This is a genomic window from Butyrivibrio sp. AE2032 (assembly GCF_000702965.1).
Genome location: NZ_JNLF01000005.1, coordinates 581,428 through 605,327, shown reverse-complemented (window position 1 = coordinate 605,327; position 23,900 = coordinate 581,428). Strand labels below are relative to the sequence as shown.

Here is a 23,900-nt window from a genome sequence, read left to right as displayed (position 1 = left end):
ATCATTCATTTTGCCGATGATTACCGTCATTGTCATCTATCCGGTTTTCAGCGCTATTTCGTTGAAGGGTAACGATCAGGGGGATTGAGGAATGAACATTCATGATTGGCGTTTTCTTGTCCATAGCAACATCCCTTCGGTTCTGCCTGTTTTATTATGGATCTTAGGCGGAATCGGAATCATCTTTATTTTTGTCTTTATTGGTAGGAGAAAGGGCAAAGCTCAAATATCAGACCGTGAGACATTGATATCTGATGCTGCGGCAAACATCGCTTCTGTTACTTTTATATTGGCCCAGCTCCTATTCCCGTTATATGGATATATTATGTCACCCACGGGGGGTGTCAGACCGTATGAGGATAGGGCGAACGAATTAGGATTTGCGCTCAGAAGGGTTCTTACAGAATATAATGTTGATTTCCTGCCACCATTCGATCTGCTGCGTGGAGAAAGTGTTTATTTATTCGTGATAATCACAGCCGTGTTCTGCTTTTTTGCAGGAATGCACATCTACAAGAACGGCTTGAAGATCCGTCACAAGATATTTCTTCTTATTCCGTTCCTGGTCTTGACCGCAACTGTTATCTGGTCATATATTTTCAGGCTTCACGGGAAAAGAAAGATCATGCCTTTTATTAAGTATCAGATGATCCTCCAGCTCGATTGTATCGGTAGATATCTCCTGGGTGCATTTGTTATGATCACCTTGCTTTACGGCATTTATCTGCTTTTGAAGAAACTTCTCAAAAACGAGATCATTCCTCTCATTGTGATACTCCTTCTGTCATTTTTGTCGCCATACGTCCATTTGATAAATGACGGTATGTTATCTGCAGAGCCTAAGATCGGCCACCTCTTTTTCGGCCCGGATATCCCGTTATTTCCAATAGGCATGATGGTAATGAAGTATAAGGACAAGCTGTTGCCTAAGACAAAAAAGGACTCCCGGATACACATTGCTTCCTGGACGGTTGCATCAGTTTTATCATACCTTTCTGTCTTTGGCTTTGAGATCCTGCTGGCTAATCTGGCAGGCGTCCATTTCTCTTGGGCAAACAGTTGTTTCGTCACTCCGGAATACCAGGAAACAATGAGAATATTACATATGATCTATAAATTAGACTGCATACCCTGGCTCGCCTTAGGCTTTACTCTGTCTATGCTGCTCTTGAACGTTGCGCTTCTTACAAGTACCGGCAATCCGGTGACGAAGTTCTTAAGGGATCACTGCTATCTTATAACCGTGTTTATGTTCAGCAGGCATATCTTTTTCGAGGTCAGCGGATACGATGATTACTTCTGGACTGAAATACTCAAGATGCCGGAAGTCTGGACCATAGCCGTGCCTTTTATCTACTTTGCAGGTTCCGTCCTTCTGGCAGTTCTCATCAAGAGATTCATCCTTGATAAGCGTAAGAAAACAACAGCAGTGAAATAGCAGTTATTTAGTTTTTCTGTTATTAATTTGCGAAATGCTCTGTGCTGTCAGCTTTGGAAAAACACAAAGCGCTTTCTTGTTGTGACTTTGCTGCAGCAAAGTTCTTCGTGTTATTTGTTGCAGGCCTGATCATTGTGGTAATCTAAATTGATATTTTTCAGTAATATATGGTATTTTCCGAAGCCGATTGAAGAGAAAAGCTAAGGAACCACCCCAAATAATGATCATAAACACCTCCTTTTCGGAATAGATTAGTCCGGAATAGCGTTGTTTTCCAATGTGCGATTGGAATCGGAAAAGAAAAATATATTTCTACATATGAAAAACGGTCCTCATCACTGAGAACCGTTTTGAAAGGGCAAATCTGAAAGATATTTGCATTTAGGGGCAGTTAAGTGGCAGTAAGCCGTTTTTTAGATGTGCCCCAAGCCCGCAAATGCCTTATTTTATTGGGCTTTGCGAAACCCTTTGATAATTTTGGCGGAGAAGGGGGGAGCCGAACCCCCATGCCGGGGATATCTCCCGAATTCTTCTAAAACTCCCTATTTTCAAGGCTTCTCTGCCACTAATTGTACAATAAAGTTCTATAGTTGTGAATAACTATTATTGGTTAGTGGCAGTCTTTGGGGCAGTAATAGTGGCAGTACCTACATAGCTTTTGTTAAGTAATCTTCAAGAAGAGAAAAATCTCTTTTTATACTCGCGTTGTTATGAAGCTTGGAAAAGTCTTTAAATCGGTTGCTTTAGAGGTCAATTAAATAGTTGTTGTTTGTATAGGAAACTAGAAGTTGTTGCCGTTTCCAATGTTGCCGATTAAGGATACTTCTTCCTAGTTGCTTTTTTATTTCTAAATGTATAATTACATATATACATTACGAATGGTGGTAAACAACTATATGAAAAAATTACTATCGACTTTACTTGCAGCTTGCATGCTCCTTTCCGTCGCTTCCTGCAGCAACAGTGGTGCGGCCAATCGCGAAACAACCGTTGCAGTTACAGGCGACACAAAGACCACCGTAAATCCGGACGTTTCAGAGCCTAATCAGAGCATCCCTAGTGACGCTATGATTACTGAAACCGAAACCGAGAGCACAGCACCCGTAAAGAATGGTAATACTTACACTATTAATGGTGTCGAGTTTACTATTTCTGTCCATATCGAAGACTATCTGTACGATCTTCCTGGAAGCGATGCTAAGTATATCGATTTAGATAAGTTCATGGAAGCGTATGGATTTAAGTCTAATGCAAAATGGCCAGAAGAAAGATGCAGCTATTCAAACGATACCGGAATGGGCGTGAACTTCAATTGGCAGAATGCACACATTTATTCAGCCGGCCTTCCCGTCTGCACGGATATGAGTTTTATATACCCCGCAGACTATTCTAAGGATGGCTCAATTGGCTTAGTTACAATGAGCAGCGATTATCCTCTCGATAAGGAAAACCACGTCTACGTAGTCAATGGTAGTGTTGAAGATGGGAAAAGATACGAAAAGTATTGTGTTTCCCAGGAAATGCTCGTCGCATTAGCAACGGCATTCGACGCAATGGCTGAGACTGGCTCGACAGCTCCCGCCGTCGAGCTACTGGCTCGCGCTTGCTACTGGAGAGACGAAGGCGCATATGGTACTCAGAGCTTGGTTATCAAATAGTTATTTCACGTAGAGTTGCTCTCTAGAATAAGGAAGAGAGCTCCTCTTGCCTCCGGGTTAGCTAACGACCCGGAGGTTTTCTTCCATGCAATCTGCATTAGCAGATCTCATCATATGATGTATGCACCCGTCATACTAAAATGTACTATCTGAATTAAGGACTGAATAATTTAGAATTTATCAGAAATAATAACTATTAGTGGCTTTTGGGGGCAGTAATAGTGGCAGCACCTACATTGCTTTTGTTAAGTAATCTTCAAGAAGAGAGATTTCTCTCTTTTTAAACTCGCTAGTCGCATCTGTGTAAGTTGTCAGAGTTATCAGGATGCCTTCATGTCCCATCATTTCTGATGTAGCCTTCATATCTGCTCCTGCTTCACGCATTCGTGTAGCAAAGGTATGTCTCAGCATATGATTATGAAGCTTGGGGAAAGCCTTTATATCGGTTCCTTTATTCATACTGAGTTCTTTGTTTATTTCTTCGCTGATCGAGTACAACTTATAGTTAAGTTTTTTATGGCTATAAACATTTCCGACAGTATTTATGAATATAAAATCTGTATAGTCATCTATTACGGCCTTGCACCTGATGCCTGTATTTTTTAAATACTCCCTTTGCTCGAGGAATGCTTCTTTAACCTTGGGGAGCATCGGGACTATTCGATAGCTGCTTTTAGTTTTGGGTGGATTAATTTTATATGCACTACCTTTTCCCACACCTTTATCATAATACATCAAAGTGTGATTTACGCTGATTTCGTTATTTTCGAAATCTACATCTTGCCATCTTAAACCCAGAACTTCGCCGACTCTCATACCTGTCCAAAGCATTACAGTGAAGAGAGGATAGAAAGCGTGAAAACGACCTGGTTTTGCAAGATAATTCTCAAATAGCTTCTGTTCTTCAAGTGTAAGTGCTCTAACTTCTTTTGTGTTACTTGCACATGCTCGCTGTAATTCTTTTAATGCTCCTTTGCATGGATTGTTTTTTATTACCTCATCTTTAACGGCTATATCTAGAACCATGGAAAGAGTTACTTCAATATTTCTGATAGAACCAAATCTTAAACCCTTTTCAATTACTAAATTGTTAAAGAACAAGACAACCCTGCTATATGTTACGTTCTTTAATTTTGTTTTACCAAAATCAGGTCTTATGTAGCGTTCATATGTTCTAACATAATTAGCAAAAGTTGTTTCTCTTATACCAGTCTTGATTTTCTTCCATAATTCAAAGTATTCGTTAACAGTGCATTCAAGGCGGCTATAGTCTATGCCTTGTAAAGTCATCCTGTTAAGTTCCTCCTCTTTTTTCCTTAATTCAGGCAATGAGGTGCTATAGAGATAATGTCTTTTGCCAAATCTGTCGTACCAACTGTATCTATAAACGCCATCGTTTCGTTGGGATTCTCCGGTTTTCAACTTGATTTTATTTTTAGTTAACCGTTTGGTTTTCATAAATAATGGACCTCCAAGTATCATAGTGAGCGCTCAAATAATCTATGTATTTGAGCGCACTCTTGCTTTGTTCTTAGATTGAGTATTGGCTATATAAAAACTCTTTGAATGATTCTCGTTTGATGAGTCTTTTGGTGCCGATCCACAATACATAGGGACAATTATCATCATTGGTGAGATCTCTGATTCGCTGCGGGCCAATGTTGAAGTATTCTGATGCTTCATCAACAGTAAGCAAAGCTTTTTCGGATATAGGTACTTCATGCTTCATAATCAAAGCCCCCTTTCCTAAGACTCTGAATGCGGATTCTGATTAAGTGCCTTTTGCAATAAGCTTTTATTTCCATGATGGTTCTCCTTAGGTTTAATGATCATATAACCATCAGGCTTTGCTTCCTGACGGTAATTTATAATGTGTTTGGTGAGGTTACAAATGTGCGATTTTGCTATTTGCACATTTATGCTGAATCATGTGTTTCCAGGAATTCCTCGAGTTTTTTCCTCTTAAACAATCTCTTTTTACCCACGAATATAACAAGATCGGTTCCAGGCTCTTCGGATATCTTTACAAGTTTTTCAATTCCAATGCCTGTATATGCAGCTGCTTCATAGACAGTGAGAGTTGGTTTTTCGGAAATCCTTACATCGAATTCCTTATTATGATGTGTATACATATCACTCAACTCCTTTCTCGGTAATCAGGTATTCAAATCCGTGATAAAGACCGCATCTATCGCACTTATCTATCTTTCCGTTTATGGAAGAAAGCCGGTTTATCTGATAGACAGGATTGCTCGAGTAATATCGAAGACACTTGTAGCAAAGGCAGGTTGATTCCTGACTCGTTTTATTAGACTGTTCATTGGCTGCCATATAAAACTCGCGTGTGCTCTTTATGCTCTTACTGATATGCTTCCAAACTCTATCCTCGTGACCTATACGACCGATGAAGCATTCAAGTTCTGTAATATCTATTCTTTTTGTCTGCTCAAGCATTAATGTTGAATACTCGGTAAATGTATGGTTAGGCTTTAGTAAAACATGACTATCCATATCTAATCGTTTAATTACTGTTGCGATCGGTGCAACAACGACCGTTGGGATAAAGTCATCTGGCCTTCCGGTAGCCAAGACAAGTACCGGATTGTTATCTTTAAAAGTAGGATGACCTTTTCTGGATTTGCAGATATAAATATCGCCGCTTATAGGTCTGAAAGAAGGAAGTGCTATGCTATACATCATGCCACCTCCAATGCTTCTACAGCCTTTTTGTATTTTTTGCGTCCTGAAGAAAAAATTTCCCAAACGGTGTTCCTGTTAAGACCATCCTCGGCTGCGATATCTCTAATTGTCATGTTTAAGATATAGTGGCGATAAAGATAGTCTCTTTGCTTTGGAGTCAGAGTCATTAAAGCTTTTCTGCTAATGCTGTTGATGCGCTGCCTTTCTTTCCTGGCTGCACGATTTCTTTCTCTGATTGTCTGATCGTCGTCAACGAATAAAGATAAGTGAATCAACTCGTAATCATCGATATCGTGAAGATAGATATCTCCTCGAGCTATTCTCATATCATGCTTTTTCTCGCAATTAGTGTGCTCGGTAATTACTTCACCCATTTCTTTCGTGAGGATAATGAAAGGTCTAAATCTGTTGATTCTCTTTGAATAACGAGCATTGAGCTCATCTTCGGTAAGGTCAGTTATGATCGCATAACGTTCTTTGCCTGTATATCCTTCGTATTCCGCAACAAGGCTAATAACCTTGCAATCATTATCAAAATTGTTAATAACTGAATCCATTTGAGGTCTCCTTTGAATAATCCGTATTTGTTTTTTGGCAGAGAATTCATTGGAGTTCCGGGATAGTGCTGATATCTGTGAAACATTTCTCTTCCTTTCCGACTTAATCGGGTAAGGAAGGAACTTGAGGCGACGTGCGAAGCGGATTATTTCGTAGGGCAAAAGAAAACACCGTACGAAATAGAAGAGAAATAGATCTCTTCTAAACTTCGTACGGTGCTTGATAGATTTTCAGTCCTTAATCAAGGATCCTGCTTCGCTTGCTCGGTTAAAGTCAAGTTTATTCGGTTGTTTTAAGCAAATACCATTCAGTAAAGAGTGGCAGAGGCTCAATGTTACTTATGCTGTCCTGTCCTTGGGCAAAGGAATGTACCAGAATTTCATGTTGTATTCTCCTATTTGTTTTCTACGTCTGAGCATTGCCAGATCGACTATGTCATTGAACTTACAGTGTTTGCAAAACACTTCTATGCAGAAATGTTCGTGACCATATGCTTTGGTGAGGATATGACCGCATTCAGGACATTTGATATCACGTTTGATCTTGCCCTGAGCATATGCCTGAGCTTCTTCAACGATACGTCTTGTAGAAGGCTTATATTGATTGATCATAGCCGGCCTCCATATTGTTGAAGTTTATGGCATATTCTGAGAATGGTTTCACGTCAAAAAGATCAAGCTCTTTGAGTCGTCGATAGCATGCACTGAAACTCACTCCCATACTGTCAGCCATTCTTTGTATGATGCGCTTGCTTATGTCTGGAAGGATTGTATCGCTTCCTGTATAAGCAGTTACCTTATTGCCGTTGTTATACGTGTTGAGAGCACGACTAACTATAAAGGGTGGCATGAGTAGACTGGCAGCAGCTTTATTCGACATTATTTCTCTGATCGATAACATGCTCTTAAGCATATCCATTGAGTATTCTTCGCCTTCCGTGAATTCAGTGTGGAATGCTGCTTCACAACTGCCGGGAATATGTCTGTTTAAAATGAGATGTCCCGCTTCATGTGCGATTGTAAACCGCAATCTGGCAAGTACATTCGGATCGTTTAAGTCGGAATTAATGACGATTATGTTCTTGGGGTAGATGACGCGCTGGCTTATACCGTCACGAATAACTCGCAACTGAGTGATTCCATCTGATAAAAAGCCATCTCGTCCCTTAGTCTCATAATCAAAGGTCTCGAATACGATCTTTGTTCCCAGATAGTCTGTAACAAAAGTCTCGATATCGATAACACGTGTATTAGAATAGTGGAATTTCTTTATGAAATCCTCGATAAGCATGCCGCAGAGGGCATTGATTTCATAATCTGATGTTCTTTTCTTCATGTTACACCACCTGTACATACCAGCGATTGTCGATGAGATAGAGATATGTCTCTGCTCCACTGAAACTAACTGCATAACGAAGACCTTCAAACTCACCGTCTTCTGAGTGAGCACAGAACAGGACCTTTGTGATCTCGTGCCTAATTCCGTTCTTTCCGATAAGAGTCTTCGGGATCAACAGACTCTTAACTTTAGTACTTTCCACTTTAACTTCTTTTCTTTTCACTTCATTTTCCTCCTGTGTATTCTCTCTGCCGGCTAAAGGGAAGAAATCCGGATAGAGGCTTAATTGACGACTTGTACTAAACGCACGAGCATTACTGCTTTTGCGAAATTCCTTCTTGTTGATGGTTGTAGTTGGTTACTACGGGATAATAATTCTTTGACCTGGTCCGCTTGCCTGATCCATTCCAGAGAGGTGAGGATGGTCGGGACGATATGGAGTTACTTGTAATGAAAAAAGATAAAGAACCAAGTTTTTGTTTATCATCTGCATCTATCCTCACCTCGCTTTCTGAAAGGAGTAATCGCGAACGAATGTTTGTTTTTCGTTTGTGGCTTCATTATACGAACCGCAATTTTGCTTTGCAATAGCTATTTTCCGGTCTGTCCCTAAACGGTTACAGTTCGAACGAGGAGATGGGTGAAAAGCCTAACAATGAGCGATTTGTAACATTGTTACAAGCGCGCCATTTCCTTTGAAACCATACGAATATACTGGTCTTGTACTTCAGAAGGACCGGCAATTCTTACCTTTCCCTCAAAGCCAAAGAGCCATGCAAAAAACACGTTATTTACCGGTACGTTTACTTTTGCAATACAGTAGTCTTTTTGGAGGAAAGATATATCCAGATCCTGACCAAAACGATCTACAATAGCATCTATGACACTCGTATGGAACGTCAGGGAAACCGCAGTTTCGGTTCCGCTCTTCATATGGAATGATTCACGCATATATTTCTTGAGGCAAACATTATCAGGTTTTGGTACGCTGCTCTTCTTAAGCATTTTGGGAATGCCGCATATGCGATCTACTCTGAAAGCTGTTACTTTCTCATATGTATCAGAGTATCCCAGGAGATAGTAGTAGTCGCTTGAACAAACAAGCTGATATGGAGATACCTCGTATTCCTTACCGCCGTTCTTTAGTACCTTTTTAGTAGATGTTTGATATTCATAATACTTAAATGAGATCTGCTTATTAACCTTGATCGACTCGATAAGCACATCAATGATGTAGTTGATCTGGTTATTATCAGAGCGTGGTCTGGCATCAACTTCAACACCGTGAAGAAGGCAGTCAGAAGAAGGCCCGGCAAGACGTGACAGCTTCTTTATTATCGTTTTTGCTTGGTTACATGATAAAGACTGCATGGAAGCAACGGAATCGATCAGCAGTCTAAGCTCTGCGTTATCGAACTCTCGTGAAAGGACATGATATTTATTTACATGTCCTTTTATGCATTCGATATCATACCCAGCTTCAATAAGAGTGTTTATATCGATGTATATTGTCTTGCGAGATGCTGCAATACCGTAATCTTCTTCAAGTATTTTCTCGATATCGTAGACCGTTAAGAAGTGCTCTTCATCAGTATGCTCGAATATGATCTCCTTTACATACAACGGTCTAAGGTTATTGTTGATCTTTTCATTCTTCGTATTTGCCATAAAACACCCCCTATCCCATACTCCGGTTTTCGAACAGGAAATATGTCAATCTGATTACATTCTGGCTGGATTATACAAGGCAGAAAAAGACATTAAACGGACAATACTATATCCGATTTAGAAAAGTACATTTAAACGGACGGTGCGTGCTTGAATTTGAGAATGTCAAAGAAATTTCAAGACTAGTCTCAACTTTTGCTAAACCCATTGATTTCAGGCTTTTACGCTGTCATAGTAAAAGCATCAAATCAATGAAATGGAGGCCATAGTATGTATAAGACAAATGATTTCAGACAAGGATTAAGGAACGTAATGGATGAATCAAAAACAATCTCTAAAGGAAGACTCTATGATGCCTTCCTGGAAGTGACAGTCCGGTATCTTAATGAGATGATTTCAACATTAAATCTTGAGCAAGCAATTATTAAGGAATTAGGTGAGGAGAAAGGAAATGAACTGATTGAAAGGGTTGCCACATCAAATCCTTCCTTGCAGAATCTCGATGCAGAAATTTCGAATACAGATGATTACCGAGAGAAAATAGAGAATCTTCTTTCCTATATTGATTGCGAGTTCAGAACTGAATAATTAATATTTCAACACCAAAAGAAAACCGATGATGTCAATGCTCATCGGTTTTCTAAAATAAAGCGTTGAGTAAGAAATTGACTGTCTCGAAGCTATGCAGTCCACCTCATTTTAAACTCAGAAGTCGTCTTCGAAGAAACTTCCTGAAATACCAAAATACTTTTCAAAAAAGGCCAGGAGCTTTTCTATCAATGCTTTTTTCTTGGCTTCTTGACCTCCGCCAAATCTAGAAACCGGTTTCATAATTTTCACAATATCTGTGCCGGTCGTTCGAATTTCGCCGTCCCTAAATGCGTTTTCCAGATATTCTCTTGTTTCAGTCGGCTTAAGGTTCTCGACATCTATTAGCATCTTAAGATCTTTTTCTCTCATTTCTATAACGAAATCATGCCATTCGGAGATTACATCATCCATATCATTGATTCCGTCGATGAAGTTTTCAATAAGGGCTTTCTTGCTTCTTAGCTCAGGACTGGAATCAACTGCTTTCTGAATTGTGATGAGGATTTCTTTATCCAAACCATGACTATCGTGGTATTTCTTAACTAACATAAGAATATAATCGATATTAATCTCGATTTGTTTTACGAGTTCGATTTCAAATACGATGTCGTCATTTATATCGGTAATATCGCCTGATTCTCTCTTGCGTTTCCACTCATCGCGAAGATCCTGATATCGTCCTAAATAATCCTGGAGATCCCTTTCTGTGAGTATCTCATTGCCTTCAAAGTCATCAAATGACACAAGGATATTCCTGATGCGGAGAATAGAACCAAATAATGCAATGAAATCCTTCTGATTCTGCTCACCAATAATCATTGGTTCTGACAACGGAAAACCACTAGTTAAATCGTTGATTAAGTCTACGTAACCCGGAACTTTCTTCTTATCCTTTCCAATGTATCCATAATAGTAATCTTTGAAAGTTTTCAATAAAACGATTCCACCAGCTTCTTTATCTCCAAATAAAGAGATAGCACTGTCAACTCTCTTTTGTAGATTGCGAAAACAGACAATGTTGCCGAATGATTTAATGCTGTTTAAGATACGGTTGGTGCGCGAGAAAGCTTGAATAAGACCGTGCATTTTAAGATTTTTGTCTACCCATAAGGTGTTTAGGGTAGTTGCATCAAATCCAGTAAGGAACATGTTTACAACAATGAGCAGATCTAGTTCCTTGTTTTTCATTCTCAAGGACACATCTTTGTAATAGCTTTGGAAACTCTCTCCATCAACACTATAGTTGGTATGGAATTCTTCGTTGTAATCATCTATAGCCATTTGGAGAAAATCCCTAGAGGGAACATCAAGTGCGGATGTATCTTCAGGGTTTTCCTCATCGAGTATTCCGTCCTGTTCTTCCTCGTTAGCTGCATAACTATAAATGGTAGCTATTTTTAGTTTTTTGACCGGGTTTGCAGCCATTTGTTTCTTGAATTCTTGATAATATAGTTTTGCCATATCTACGCTTGATACAGCAAAAATGGAATTAAACCCGCTGACACGCTGTTTTTCCTTAATTTCTTCTATTTTCCCGTTGTCTGCTGAAGCGACCTCCGATATATTTTGCAATACATCCATTACATAGCTTTTGTTCCCTCTATATGTCTTCTGATCAAAATGGTCGAGTATATATGATGTGACCATCTCAATACGTTGAGGATCCATATAAGCTTTTTCTCGATTAATATCCCAAACCTGTTCATCGTCGATTTCATCTTCTTTATCCATAGTCTTGATGTAGTCGACTCTAAAAGGAAGAACATTTTTATCATTAATAGCATCCACAATAGTATATGTGTGTAGTTTGTCACCAAAGGCTTGTTGAGTGGTGTAGAATTCAGGATTCTTTCCGCTAGGGGAATTGAGGGAAAAAATAGGAGTACCAGTAAAGCCAAATAAGTGATACTTCTTAAAAGATTTTGTAATAGCCTTATGCATGTCGCCGAACTGACTTCTATGGCATTCATCAAATATTATTACCACATGTTTCCCAAATACAGGGTGCTTAGGGGAATTCTTTATAAATGTAGAAAGTTTCTGAATTGTAGTAATTATTATTTTGGCGTTGTCATCCTCAAGTTGTTTTTTCAATATTGCTGTTGATTTGTTGCTATTTGCTGAACCTTTTTCAAATCTGTCATATTCCTTCATTGTCTGATAGTCAAGATCCTTACGATCGACAACAAACATAACTTTCTCAATATATTTGAGATTTGATGCGAGTCTTGCTGTTTTAAAAGATGTTAATGTTTTTCCGGAACCTGTTGTATGCCAAATAAATCCGCCACCCTCAACCTTGCCGTATTGTTTGTAATTATTAGCAAATTCAATTCTGTTAAGGATGCGTTCAGTAGCTACAATCTGATAGGGCCTCATAACCATAAGCATTTTTTCAGAGGTAAAAATACAATACTTAGTGAGGATGCTGAGCAATGTATGCTTTGCAAAAAAAGTTTGAGTGAAATCAATGAGATCGGGGATAATTACATTATTGGAATCAGCCCAGAACGAAGTAAAATCAAAACTGTTACTTGTTTTACCTTTTTTAGCTTTCGGATTATTGTTATTGCTAATTGCATTAAACCTTGTGGTATTAGAATAATACTTAGTGTGAGTTCCATTTGAGATTACAAACAATTGAACATATTCATATAGACCAGAACCGGCCCAAAACGAATCTCTCTGATAACGATTTATTTGGTTAAATGCTTCTCTAATAGGCACACCTCTTCTTTTTAATTCTATATGAACCAAAGGAAGCCCGTTTACAAGAATAGTTACATCGTAACGATTATCGTGATTAGCTCCCTCATTCTGGTTGATCGTATACTGATTGATAACCTGCAACTTATTATTGTGGATTTTCTTTTTGTCTATCAGCGTAATATTCTTTGATGAACCATCGTCACGCTTAAGAACTTGAATGCAATCTTCCTGTATTTTTTGAGTTTTCTCAACAATATGTTCATTGCTGTTAGCAATTGAATTGGCAAAAAAACGTTCCCACTCTGAATCTGAGAAACTAAAACTATTCAATTCTTCTAACTTAGCTCTAAGATTGCAAATTAAATCCTTTTCGGAGTGTATAGAAAGATACTTATAGCCTTGCTCGCCAAGCATTCTAATAAGTTCTGCCTCAAGAGCAGCTTCGCTTTGATAAGTGACAGAACGCGGTAAAGTAGTTGTATACTCCGTTACAACAGTATTTTCAGTCGTTTCGGCAATTATGTTATAAGTATTCATGGTTATATCTCCTTTAGTTTTCAAATGAGATCAATTTGTCACGATAGTATTCATACTGTTGAGAACGCATCTTGATTTCTGCAGGGATACCGTCAGAAATACTACTTGTCAGTTTTTCTAGTTTTTCAAGAATACTAACTATTCTTATCTGTTCTTCTATACTCGGATATGTAATAACAATAGATTCCAAATCACCCTTGTTTACAGCAGGTGTGCCTCCTTCGTTCTTCATTTTTAGTATTAATGAATTGTGCGAAGATAACCAATAATAAATGTATTTATTCAGAATTACATCCGTGTTTTTACTTCTAATTGCATAACACAACGGCCCAAGCCAAAAGTTATTTTCCTGATACCCTACAAAGCCAATTCCGCCCTGTCCTCTTGATGGTGTAGTTGTAACATCTCCTTCTCGATTAAAGGAAGAACAATATCCTGATCTTGTTGTGCCCGCATTGATATAGTCATATTCAGTTGCTTCATCTAATATCTGCCTTGGTTTATTCCCTGTTCCGATGGTAGTCAAAGAACCCATTGAATCTTCATATATTTCTCCATCATAATCTTCAAGAGACAACAAGTTATCTCGATAATACTCGTATTGCTTCTTGCGAAGAGCTAGCTCTGTTTCTAATTCAGTTTTTAAATCTGTCATCCTATTTAAGATGCGCACGATTTCTTCTTGAACATGAATAGACGGAATGGGGACTTTTATCTTTCCATATATTGAAATCCACTGTCTTGCATGGTCTGAGGGAGTATAATCTATGCTTTGCATAACATAGAACAAATATCTGATATTGTATTTTTCAGTGTCAATAGATTTAAGCATCTTCATTGCTGATGATTTTGCCTTAAAGTCGAAGTCCACCCACTTTGACGCAGTTGTAAAATCATCAAATATAATAACAGGATTGTCCTTACTAGCATGATAGATTCCTTTTGTCTCATTTGTATAACCGAGAATAAAAGTCTGCCCAGCAGTCAAGACAGGTGTATCGTAACTATCATCATACGCCGTGCTTTTAACTAAATACTTTGTTGGTTGTTCATATCTTAAACATTCATCGATTGGTTTATAGTCAACCCCGTCAGAACAATACTGATTTATAAGATCTGCTAGTCTGCACATAATTAAAGCTCCTTAATGATCGCATCGATTTCGGCTCTCAACTGATTCTCCTTTGCAACAACATCAGCTAGTCTACTATTGAGGTCATCAATATCGATAGCTTCTTTTGTATCAGCTTTTTCAACATATGTTGAAACGGACAAATTGTATTTTTTCTTTTCTATATCGTCATGTGATACCAAGGCACAGAAGTGCTCAATGTTTTCTCTTTTAATATATGCATCTATTATTTTGTTAGAGTTCTCTTCGCTTAATCTGTTGTTGGTACTGGTTTTTACGAATTCCTTGCTTGCATCAATGAACAGCACACTATTATCTTCTTTGTTTTTCTTCAGCACCATAATACACGTGCTGATAGGAGTGCCAAAAAATAGATTTTCCGGAAGTTGGATGATTGCATCTACTCTATTATTATCAACCAAGTACTTCCTTATTTTCTGTTCTGCTTTACCTCTGTGCATCAAGCCAGGGAAGCATACAATTGCTGCTGTTCCATTAGGAGCCAAGCTATATAAACTATGCATTATAAAAGCCATATCAGCTTTGCCCTTGGGTGCAAGAACGCCTGCAACACTGTATCTTTCATCTCCTTGAAGAATTGTGCTATCATCGCCTTCCCATTTAATTGAATACGGGGGATTTGATACGATGAGGTCAAACGGCCCATCATCAAGATGTTGAGGAGAGACAAGAGTATCTTCACAGGCTATATCAAACTTATCAAACTCAACATCATGTAAGAACATGTTGATTCTACAAAGGTTATATGTTGTTATGTTGATTTCTTGACCGTAAAAACCGTTTCTTACTCCGTCTTTCCCTAATATCTCTTCGGCTTTAAGTAATAAAGAACCAGAACCACATGCAGGGTCGTACACTTTATTGACATATTTCTTTCCAACCGTTCCGAGTCTTGTAAGCAGTTTGGAAACATCAGAAGGAGTAAAGAATTCCCCTCCGGATTTTCCAGCATTACTAGCATACATTGTCATAAGATACTCGTAAGCATCGCCGAAAGCATCGATGGTATTATTCTTAACATCACCGAGATTCATATTTGCAATTCCATCCAAGAGTTTTCTTAGTGTCTCATTACGCTTAATAACCGTCGATCCAAGTTTATTGCTATTAACATCAAAGTCATCAAACAATCCTTCAAATGCACCTTCGGATTCTGTGCCGACGGCAGAATTCTCGATGTGAATAAAAATCATTTCAAGGAGCTCATTGAGGTTGTCCTTAACACTTGCGGGATGTCCATCCTTATCAATAAATGTAGCTGTATCATCATTAGCCGCTTTATGGACATTACAAAATAATTCGCTAGGGAGGATAAAGAATCCTTTTTCTTCAACGAGACCACTACGTGCGGTTTCTGCATCTTTGTCAGCCATCTTGGCATAATCAAAATTAGTGTTACCAGCTGCTATTTCGCCCTTGTTGATGTAATTGGTAAGATTTTCTGAAATGTATCTATAAAACATAGTGCCCAATACATAGTTTTTGAAATCCCATCCATCTACTGAGCCACGTAAATCTTCGGCGATAGCCCAAATTGCTCTGTGCAATTCATCTCTTTCTTTATTGTTAATTTCTTCGTTAGGCATGATTATTTCTCCTTGTTTATTAGTTACCTAAAAGTTTTTTATACAGATTGCTTAACTGATTGTTAATGTCTTCTAAAGTCGTTTCGTCATCGTCGACAACCGGTGTGATATAAACTGTTGGAATAAAGTTGTACTCTTTTTCTGACAGTTCCTCATAGGAAACACATCTCGAGAAACCCTCAATCGATTTATTCTGAAATAGTGCATCTAATATTTTGTCGATAAGAGGATTCGGAAGAGAAAGGTCTCCATAGCTATCATATTTCTTAGCAGACTGTGCTGAATTTTCTGCACCGTTAATAAATATAACTTTGTCGTTTTTCTTTTTAGTAAGAACCATAAGGTTCATATTAATGGTAGTTCCTGTCTTGAGTGCAGGCAACGAGATGATGGCTTTGAGCATGCCTTTATTTACAATGTGTGATCTTAGTTCTACAGTTTGTTTGTTTGACTTAAATAATGGGCCTGAAGGAAGTGTAATTACAGCAATTGCATCATCCGTGTTTTCCATATAGTTGTTTATGGTTTTATGTATGACCGCCAACGTTCCATCTGTATAATCGTCTTCAAATTTCTTTTCTAATTTAATTCCCCAAGGTGCATCTACGAACACCTTGTTACCATGCAGTCCTTCAACAACCTGGCTAAGTGTATCCTCACACTTTATATTAAGGTTTTGATATCCTGCCATTATCAACAACATTGCGGAAGTTGAGACAGCTAAAGAATTAACATCAGCAAGACTGATATTTGTATAACGATCCTTAACAATTGAAATTGTTGACAATCCTACTCCGGATGCAAAATCACAGAATTTATCATCTGGCTGAACATTGAGTATTTCAGATACAAGCTTATTCAACTGTGGCTTAGTTGTATGCTCTGAAGCATAGCCATTACGATATGAATTATTAACAATCACATCGATTAAGGCATTTACGAGCATAGGGCCAAGAATCTTTTCTTCTGTTGATTCTTCAAGATCGGTTGTTCCCAACAGTCTCAAAATTCTCTTGTAATTGTCTGCAGTAGTATTCTTTCGTTGAGAATTATTCTCATAGCCGAACAATTCATTTGAATAGGCATTCCATATGTCAGAGTTTGATAATACTCCACTTAATCTGTAGGCCTTATCTATATTTTCTAAGATTGGGATCAGGTAATCCATTCCGTTTTCAACATCTCGCATAGAAAACATTTTCTGTGCTCTTGCATATGATTGAACTTCTCCAATTGTTGATGCACCAACACAGTTATCTACTGCGTACTTTATAAATACCAGGCGAACAGCACTATATTCGAGTTCTCTGTAGAACATTGCGTTTCTTAAGGAATCTACTAATTCCCAAATAAAGTTCTTAACATCTTCAATTTTATTCATATTCCTTCACCAGTTCCTTAAAGACTATGTCGTTTTTCTTGCTTTCAAGGGCTGCTATCTGTCTAATCAATTTCAGCTTGTTTTGAGATTCTTCAAATGAATTACCGATTTCTTTTTGTTTTTCGAGAGGTGGCAATGGGAAATCAATGTTTGCGACCTTGCCAACAGATAAGACCATCATACCTGAACCAGTAACCTGCTTTTTCAATTGATCTTTGCAGAAACTACTATTCAAGAAAGCTAACAAATAAGTTGGGTTAAGAGTTTTATCGTACTTGATTATTGCGCAGAAAGATGGAACTATGCTTCCAGCGCTTTCTTTGTCAACGATAGCTGCATCATAGGGAGGAGAGAGTTTCATGACTATGTCGCCAATCTCTGTGACTTTCTTTTCATCAGGCTCAACTCTCAAAGGTTCTTCTGCCATTTCTTCTGCATCTATAGTTCCATCCGGATGAATTGATTTAGGAATTACCACTCTAATTCTTCGTATAACTTCTTCGCCCTTATCTTCATTTGCTGTTACACGACTCATTATCTGACCGCCGATAATCTTTACTTTACAATCGCCAAACTTAATGAAGTTCTTCATGCTGCATATCTCTCCTTGTCATCAAATCTATAGTAATATTTCTTGGGATTCCTGATAGCCTTTTTTCCTTCAAAGAATCTCTTCTTAGATGTTGTATCTTCATTCTCACAAACTTCCGTTACCTTTTCAGACAAAGGTGTAATCTCGCAAGTCTGTCTCTGTTCCTGAATGCTATGGCATAAGAAGTAAGGATCCATATCATTCATTCGACGAACCTCCCAGTATCTAGCTTCATCAATTCGAATAACATATCTGATAGCGTCTTTATGATGATGCTTTACTCTCGGGAAATTCCTTACGACTCTCGCTGCTTCCTTTCCGCTCGACGCTCTGACAACAAAAATCTTGTCTACATAAAAGTTCTTTCCGACATGACCACACTTTGCACAAACTTCGAACATATACATTGTATCGCTCCTTTCCAGATAACTCAAGGACAGATTTTAGAGTGCTGTGAACTATCTGATATATTTTTAATGTTCTTTGCTTATGGCCGTAGTATACTCTGTGTCAAAGTACATGTCAATACTATTTTCGCAAAAAGTGATATATTTTTTATGTACACTCTGATTTGGGTGATAAACACACTTTATCGATATTTTTATGGTTTTGTATTATAAATAAAAAAAATCGCCCATAAACCGCTCAAAAAATAAGCTGTTTATGGGCGTTGCTATTTTTGTATCCTTTTAATTCATATTCCAGTAATAGTTTTGTGCTGCTGTTCCTCGCTCAATTGCCTTGTTGTATTTGTCCGCAGGAATCTCAAAGTAGACACACCAGTGATAACCGGCATCATAAGCTCCGTCTGATGAGTTTTCAACAGACTTGATGTGGTTATATATACCGGAATGGAGATCCTTAAGGTCATGTTCTAAGTAATGGAGCTGACCTTCTAAGGTTTTGTAGTCATAACCGTGATTACTGCACCAGTTCTTGAGATCCGTATAGCGTTCGGCATGCCACTGGCAGATGCCGTAGGATGTGCCGTTATCTCCCAAGCAGTGAGGATCAAAGCTACTTTCATACTGGATATTGGCCAGGATTCCGCAGGCGGCAGCATGGGAGAGGCCCATAGTCTTCGTGAGGTATTCATAAACTGCCCGGCAATTCTCATTGTTGGACATTATGCTGACGCTAGAAGTGCTTATGATACCGCCTAAAATAGAATTCCACAAAGAAGCGTTCTTAGGATCCAGAAGCTCGTTTAGCTCTGCTTTTTGTTCAGCGTTGAAGTAGAGGGCACCGGCTTCCTGCTGCGCTGTTACATGATCCAGCGTTATATGAAGAGTGACAGTAGTCTTCTCTTGTTCCTTGTAGAGAAGGTTTCCTTTTGAGTCTTTCTTCTGATTGCCATCCTTATCAAGATCAGGGACCAGTTCAATCACAGTTACTTCTTCCGTAGTGTAGGAGACCGAGTTCATGACCCAGAAGATATCGTAGAGAACCTTCTCGTGATCAGCGGTCATATGAACAACATCAGTTGCTCCATCTGATTTGGTAGTCATATAGACCGCATAAACTGCAACAACATCAGGCCAGGAAGTACCATTTCCATCAATGGTGAGCTTGTCATGTGTAATGGTTGTCTTAATCTCATCGATATATCGGTTATAGCCCTGATTAATCTCTAGAACGACTTCCTGAAGGGTCTTAGTGCTTTCTCCGGATACATCTCCTGTAAAGAATATACCAAAAGCAGATGCTACCAGGGCACCGATAGCGCAAGCTAAGACAATTATCAGCATAATGGGGATAGAAGCTGCTTCTAAGGCAGCAAAAAGTTGTTTAATCGCCTTGATTATGCCTTTGACGATTTTCTTAACACTCTCAGCCGCTTTTCTTGAAAGGCGCTCAGCTTTTTTAGCATTAGCAACCTTCTGCGAAACAATAGCAGCTTGCTTTGAGGCTTCGATTGTACTTTTGACAGCTAATCGAGATCCCTCAGTAGTGCTTTTGAGGGTTCGGTCTGCTTTGCGGATACTTCTAGTTCCTATCTTAATATCCTTTGAATTCTTGATATCAGGGCGTTTCTTCCTGATTTGACGCCTTAATGAATCCTTGGCATTCAAGGCAGCATCATAGGAATCGGATATGGCGTTTCTGCCGGAAGCTTCGATCTGATCTATTGCTTCCTGATCCTCTGATTTGTCGGATTTCTCTGTCAAAGATTGTGCATGCCTTATGGCAGCAATACTTGCTCTTTGGGCGGCTTTAAAAGTAGCAGAGGCTGTATCGCTAACTACGGTTTCTTCAACTCGAGTGCTGTTTTGTACCTTGGTTATGGTTTTTTCTGTAGCAGGTTTTAAGTCATCGAGACGCGACACCTGCTTTATTTCTTTCTCGCGCTCAACTATAGATATTTGAGGCATCTTTCTAAACTCCTTTTAGGTAATAAAAGCCCTTGCCTAACTAAATTGGCAAGGGCCATAGTCAGCCATTCGCGAATTGCCCTTCACCTGGCTTGGTCGTCATAAGTTCATAGAGCTTGGTGTTCTTATTGAACTTGTTGACGAAAGGAACAAGGGCCGAGCCGTACTTTATAAGACCTGATCCGGCTGGTGCGTTTGTGATGTATCGCATCTGGATCTCGGAGATATTAAGGAGTTTTGCGAGTTTAGCCCTGTCAGAAGCCGCCTGATTGAGCATTATTACGAACTCAGAGTTTGAAAGCATCGTGGATGCCTGTACGGAATCCAGAAGATACTCGACATTCTGAGTGATCGCAGTCGGATAAGCATTTCTCTTACGGAACTGTCTCCAAGCGGAGTTGAAGAACTGTGCGGAGAACTCGTTTTCGAATACGACATGGAACTCATCGATAAAGACATGTGTACGCTTACCTTTCTTCCAATTAAGGGTTACTCGGTTAAGCATAGTGTCCGTTATGACAAGAAGTCCCGTGGGCTTAAGCTGGCTGCCTAAGCCATGTATGTCGAAAACGACAACACGCTTGTCCATATCCACATTGCTTTCACGGCCGAAGATATCAAGAGATCCGGTAGTGAATAACTCAAGGGATAACGCAATCTGACGTGCTTCTCTTTCAGGCTGTTGAAGGAGCTTCTCGCGGAAGGTGCAAAGTGTTGGAGTTGCACCGCCGGAAGATCTCAAGCGATCAGCCTCACGGTATACGGCTGCAGCACATCTGTCGATGATGGACTTCTGCTGGGGTCCGACACCTTTCTTATCGATTTGCTCGACAAGCGACATGATGAACTGAGACTTAACGACAATGGGGTCGTTCTCTCCGTAACCGTCAACCATATACATGGCATTGAGCCTATCGCGACCGCCAGCCGATACTCGGATAACGGAGCCCATCTCAGGCCCCATTGCTTCAACAAGGGGAGCGTACTCACCCTCCGGATCGCAGATGAGGATATCGTCATCCGTGTTGAGCATAAGGAATGTTATGAGCTCTTTTGCAGAGAAGGATTTACCGGAACCAGGCACGCCTAAAAGAAAGGCGGACTGATTCAAAAGGTTAGCCTTGTTGCACATGATGAGGTTATGCGAGATCGCATTCTCACCATAGTAAATTCCACCCTTGTCCATAATCTCCTGTGTCTTGAACGGAAGGAATACTGCCAAGGATTCCGTATTAAGTGTCCTGAAGCAATCGATCTTCCGTACACCGAATGGGAGGACCGTGTTTAGACCATCTGCCTGCTGCCATTTAAGAACAGCCATCTGACAGTGCCTTCCTTTAGCAACTGCCTGTAAGCTCTCAGTGGCAAGATCAAGCTGTTCCTTGCTGTCAGCAGATATTGCCATAGTAATAAGGCAGAGCATCATACGCTGGTCACGGGTAGTGAGATCAGCAAGGAATTCCTTTGTCTTGGTTCTCTGCAACTCCATGTCATAAGGGATAACAGCTGAGAAGTTGTTATTCTGATTCTGTTTGCGCTGCCAGTTAGTGATATTTGTCTCAACACCAAGAAGGCGGTTCTCAACTTCGCGGATCGCTTCATCGGTTGGAACGGAGAGAACATCGATCGAGAGCATGAGGTTCTGATTCATGTCCGTGAGTTCGGCTACAGTGTCATCGCTGATATAGTTGCCGTAGTCCTTAAGGAATAGGACACGAACATACTTCTCACCGAGCTTGATATAGTCGTTGCATCTCTCGATCGTATCCGGGCAGATATAGTCCTTGAAGTCATGACCAAGCTTAGCCTTTTGCGCCATATCAAATTCGAAGTTTATCTCTTCGCCCTGACGGTAAAAATCGTGGAGTATACGGAGTTTCTCTGTTGCATTAAGTTCTTCTAGAGAACTGCCTAAAGAAGAAAAACGCATCTGAAGATCGGCACCGGTGCGTGCAAAATAAGTGCGTGCATCCTCAACAGATTTCTTGTTGATCGAAACGGTAATATACTTTTCCTGCGTGATACCATTAGCGCCCGTAGCCTTTTCCAAGAGCATATCGTTATACTCTTGACGGTACTCATCGAGGCCGTCATTCTTCATTGGCATGAGGATCGAATTCTCAAAGTCCTTCTTGTTCAAACGGTGATTGTTCACCGTGATCTTGGTGGTGGCAGCGCTGTCGAACGCATTGAGGATATCTGAATAGAGCAGGAACATATTCTCTTTATCCTCTTCGCTTGCTACCTGATAGTTGATGTCCGAAAACTTCCATGTCTTCGAATACTTATTCGGACCAACCTGAAAGATCCCGTCAGGCCATATTCTCTGAACCGGCAACAGGTCTTGAACCCGAGCCGGAACAGAGAACATCTCTTTATCCTGCTTCAGTATTGTCTGTATGCTCTTGAGCATTAAGTGCCTCCTTTTCCTTAACAGCGAAGTAACCGGAAAGTGCTTTCTGATATACGTTGTTGGCCTTAACCGTAAGTCTTCTTGGAAACAGGAAGTTATCAGTGAGCCATGCCCAGAAGATCTTCTCCATGGGCATGCCGTTATACTTGATAAAACCTATTGCAGCAAATGGCGCAGCTACAGCTATGCAGATATAGGTGATCATTTCCTGAGACACTGTATTACGGCAATAGAAATATACGGTTACTGCAGAAGCAACCGCCAAACCTGAACATATAAGCTGCCTTAAGTTAAGACCGAAGAAAACAGCTTCGGTATATTCGCGAATATCTTTGTTTATGTTTATTTCCATGAATGAACCTCCTTACAATCCCATCATGTCGTGGATGATACGGTCAGAGCCTTTAACCAAGCCCAGTAAAACCAGCATATTGAAAACGACACTGACAACATAACCCCACACCATCTGTATAGGTTCTAATGTTGTATCTATAGCAGTCGGTGAAGATGCTGCATAAGCGGTGAAGATTATGCAGGCAAGGACGATAACGACGCCCTGAAGACAAACACCGGCGAAGCTTTTCAGGAAACTTTTACCAATGTTTTCCGTAGGCTGACCCGCTATTGTAGATAACGGGATTGGTGCTATTGCTGCATAGATAAAGATCCTGAAGAATCTTCCGTATACGGTAAGAAGCAGGACCATACTGATCACGATAAGAGCTATGTGAGCTATGAAACATACCGCCCAAAGTGGGATCGCACCATCAAGAATGCCGACACTATCAAACTTTGATGAAACATCAGATGGAATAGTAAATTCCAAAGCTGTGCCGATTGGATTTGCTTTCGTTATAGTCGAAATCACGCTTTGAACGATGATAACGAAGTTGACGAGCAGTTTAAGGCAGTTATCGACCAAAGCCTTAGCGATGGCAAAACGGATAAATACCTTAACTGCTGTCTCAGGTTTCTTGAGCTCGGCAAAGCTTCCGCAGGTCTTGATCACGCCTATCGTGAAAAACAAGACCAGGAGAGCAGTGCCTACCGCGCCCAAAACACCATTAATCGTTTCAATGATGCTCCAGATCGTGCCGCCTTTGAACGATTGAGGGGAAGCTGTAAGCATGGCCCACATCTTGTCGAGCATATCTCCAAGGTATGCGAGACCTTGCATAAGCTCATACCAAGCAGCGGTACCCATAA

The 23,900-nt window shown here is 39.8% G+C and carries 22 protein-coding genes; 3 read left to right on the top strand and 19 right to left on the bottom strand.

Translation table 11 applies throughout. The features are described 5' to 3' along the window. Positions 1 to 91 precede the first annotated feature (91 nt). On the top strand, positions 92 to 1,438 hold the full coding sequence (locus BO18_RS20315; RefSeq protein WP_034449218.1) for a hypothetical protein: 1,347 nt from the start codon (positions 92 to 94) through the stop codon (positions 1,436 to 1,438). A gap of 896 nt (positions 1,439 to 2,334) precedes the next feature. Beyond that, positions 2,335 to 3,096, top strand: coding sequence for a hypothetical protein (locus BO18_RS20310; RefSeq protein ID WP_185752530.1), 762 nt, complete (start codon positions 2,335 to 2,337; stop codon positions 3,094 to 3,096). A gap of 231 nt (positions 3,097 to 3,327) precedes the next feature. Here the strand turns inward: BO18_RS20310 and BO18_RS20305 are convergent, their stop codons facing one another. The 9 genes from BO18_RS20305 to BO18_RS20265 form a co-directional block, all read right to left on the bottom strand. Further along, entirely contained in the window at positions 3,328 to 4,554 is a 1,227-nt protein-coding gene (locus tag BO18_RS20305; RefSeq protein ID WP_034449214.1) for a tyrosine-type recombinase/integrase, read from the bottom strand. Positions 4,555 to 4,627: 73 nt separating this feature from the next. Beyond that, positions 4,628 to 4,825, bottom strand: a complete 198-nt coding sequence (locus BO18_RS20300; RefSeq protein WP_034449212.1) for an excisionase — start codon at positions 4,823 to 4,825, stop codon at positions 4,628 to 4,630. 187 nt (positions 4,826 to 5,012) lie between these two features. Beyond that, a complete protein-coding gene (locus tag BO18_RS20295; RefSeq protein ID WP_034449211.1) occupies positions 5,013 to 5,228 on the bottom strand; it encodes an excisionase in 216 nt (71 codons plus the stop codon). A gap of 1 nt (position 5,229) precedes the next feature. Further along, positions 5,230 to 5,796 (bottom strand): type II toxin-antitoxin system PemK/MazF family toxin, encoded by a 567-nt coding sequence (locus tag BO18_RS20290; RefSeq protein WP_081861168.1) that lies wholly within the window; start codon positions 5,794 to 5,796, stop codon positions 5,230 to 5,232. Next, on the bottom strand, positions 5,793 to 6,353 hold the full coding sequence (locus BO18_RS20285) for a sigma-70 family RNA polymerase sigma factor (RefSeq protein WP_028507747.1): 561 nt from the start codon (positions 6,351 to 6,353) through the stop codon (positions 5,793 to 5,795). Before BO18_RS20285 ends, BO18_RS20290 begins: the two co-directional genes overlap by 4 nt. A 339-nt stretch (positions 6,354 to 6,692) precedes the next feature. Beyond that, positions 6,693 to 6,965: a hypothetical protein gene (locus BO18_RS20280; RefSeq protein WP_034449208.1), complete on the bottom strand. Its 273-nt coding sequence runs from the start codon at positions 6,963 to 6,965 to the stop codon at positions 6,693 to 6,695. Continuing rightward, positions 6,949 to 7,689 carry an ImmA/IrrE family metallo-endopeptidase gene (locus BO18_RS20275; protein ID WP_034449207.1) on the bottom strand — a complete coding sequence of 247 codons (741 nt, stop codon included), beginning with the start codon at positions 7,687 to 7,689 and terminating at the stop codon, positions 6,949 to 6,951. Before BO18_RS20275 ends, BO18_RS20280 begins: the two co-directional genes overlap by 17 nt. 1 nt (position 7,690) lies before the next feature. Then, positions 7,691 to 7,915 carry a hypothetical protein gene (locus BO18_RS34995; RefSeq protein ID WP_028507750.1) on the bottom strand — a complete coding sequence of 75 codons (225 nt, stop codon included), beginning with the start codon at positions 7,913 to 7,915 and terminating at the stop codon, positions 7,691 to 7,693. A 452-nt stretch (positions 7,916 to 8,367) separates the two neighbouring features. After that, positions 8,368 to 9,360 carry a helix-turn-helix transcriptional regulator gene (locus BO18_RS20265; RefSeq protein WP_051689003.1) on the bottom strand — a complete coding sequence of 331 codons (993 nt, stop codon included), beginning with the start codon at positions 9,358 to 9,360 and terminating at the stop codon, positions 8,368 to 8,370. A gap of 270 nt (positions 9,361 to 9,630) precedes the next feature. Between BO18_RS20265 and BO18_RS20260 the strand changes: the two genes are divergently transcribed. Further along, the gene (locus BO18_RS20260; protein ID WP_034449205.1) at positions 9,631 to 9,948 is read left to right on the top strand and encodes a hypothetical protein; all 318 of its coding nucleotides are present in this window, start codon (positions 9,631 to 9,633) and stop codon (positions 9,946 to 9,948) included. A 117-nt stretch (positions 9,949 to 10,065) separates the two neighbouring features. On the opposite strand, the gene BO18_RS20255 is transcribed toward BO18_RS20260, so the two are convergent. From BO18_RS20255 to BO18_RS20210, 10 genes are all read right to left on the bottom strand, one after another. Then, positions 10,066 to 13,197, bottom strand: a complete 3,132-nt coding sequence (locus BO18_RS20255) for a type I restriction endonuclease subunit R (protein ID WP_034449203.1) — start codon at positions 13,195 to 13,197, stop codon at positions 10,066 to 10,068. Between the two features lie 13 nt (positions 13,198 to 13,210). After that, positions 13,211 to 14,329 (bottom strand): restriction endonuclease subunit S, encoded by a 1,119-nt coding sequence (locus tag BO18_RS20250; RefSeq protein WP_034449202.1) that lies wholly within the window; start codon positions 14,327 to 14,329, stop codon positions 13,211 to 13,213. Positions 14,330 to 14,331: 2 nt separating this feature from the next. Further along, on the bottom strand, positions 14,332 to 15,936 hold the full coding sequence (locus BO18_RS20245) for a type I restriction-modification system subunit M (RefSeq protein WP_034449200.1): 1,605 nt from the start codon (positions 15,934 to 15,936) through the stop codon (positions 14,332 to 14,334). A gap of 19 nt (positions 15,937 to 15,955) precedes the next feature. Further along, positions 15,956 to 17,317 carry an N-6 DNA methylase gene (locus tag BO18_RS20240; protein ID WP_034449198.1) on the bottom strand — a complete coding sequence of 454 codons (1,362 nt, stop codon included), beginning with the start codon at positions 17,315 to 17,317 and terminating at the stop codon, positions 15,956 to 15,958. Beyond that, on the bottom strand, positions 17,310 to 17,909 hold the full coding sequence (locus BO18_RS20235; protein ID WP_034449196.1) for a restriction endonuclease subunit S: 600 nt from the start codon (positions 17,907 to 17,909) through the stop codon (positions 17,310 to 17,312). Before BO18_RS20235 ends, BO18_RS20240 begins: the two co-directional genes overlap by 8 nt. Further along, positions 17,906 to 18,316, bottom strand: a complete 411-nt coding sequence (locus tag BO18_RS20230) for a hypothetical protein (RefSeq protein ID WP_034449194.1) — start codon at positions 18,314 to 18,316, stop codon at positions 17,906 to 17,908. Before BO18_RS20230 ends, BO18_RS20235 begins: the two co-directional genes overlap by 4 nt. A 282-nt stretch (positions 18,317 to 18,598) precedes the next feature. Further along, the gene (locus BO18_RS20225) at positions 18,599 to 20,281 is read right to left on the bottom strand and encodes a phage tail tip lysozyme (RefSeq protein ID WP_034449193.1); all 1,683 of its coding nucleotides are present in this window, start codon (positions 20,279 to 20,281) and stop codon (positions 18,599 to 18,601) included. Between the two features lie 61 nt (positions 20,282 to 20,342). After that, positions 20,343 to 22,694 (bottom strand): VirB4-like conjugal transfer ATPase, CD1110 family, encoded by a 2,352-nt coding sequence (locus tag BO18_RS20220; RefSeq protein WP_034449191.1) that lies wholly within the window; start codon positions 22,692 to 22,694, stop codon positions 20,343 to 20,345. Next, entirely contained in the window at positions 22,657 to 23,046 is a 390-nt protein-coding gene (locus tag BO18_RS20215) for a PrgI family protein (protein ID WP_034449190.1), read from the bottom strand. The genes BO18_RS20220 and BO18_RS20215 overlap by 38 nt, the downstream gene beginning before the upstream one ends. A gap of 12 nt (positions 23,047 to 23,058) precedes the next feature. Continuing rightward, a complete protein-coding gene (locus tag BO18_RS20210; protein WP_051538785.1) occupies positions 23,059 to 23,898 on the bottom strand; it encodes a hypothetical protein in 840 nt (279 codons plus the stop codon). Positions 23,899 to 23,900: the final 2 nt, after the last annotated feature.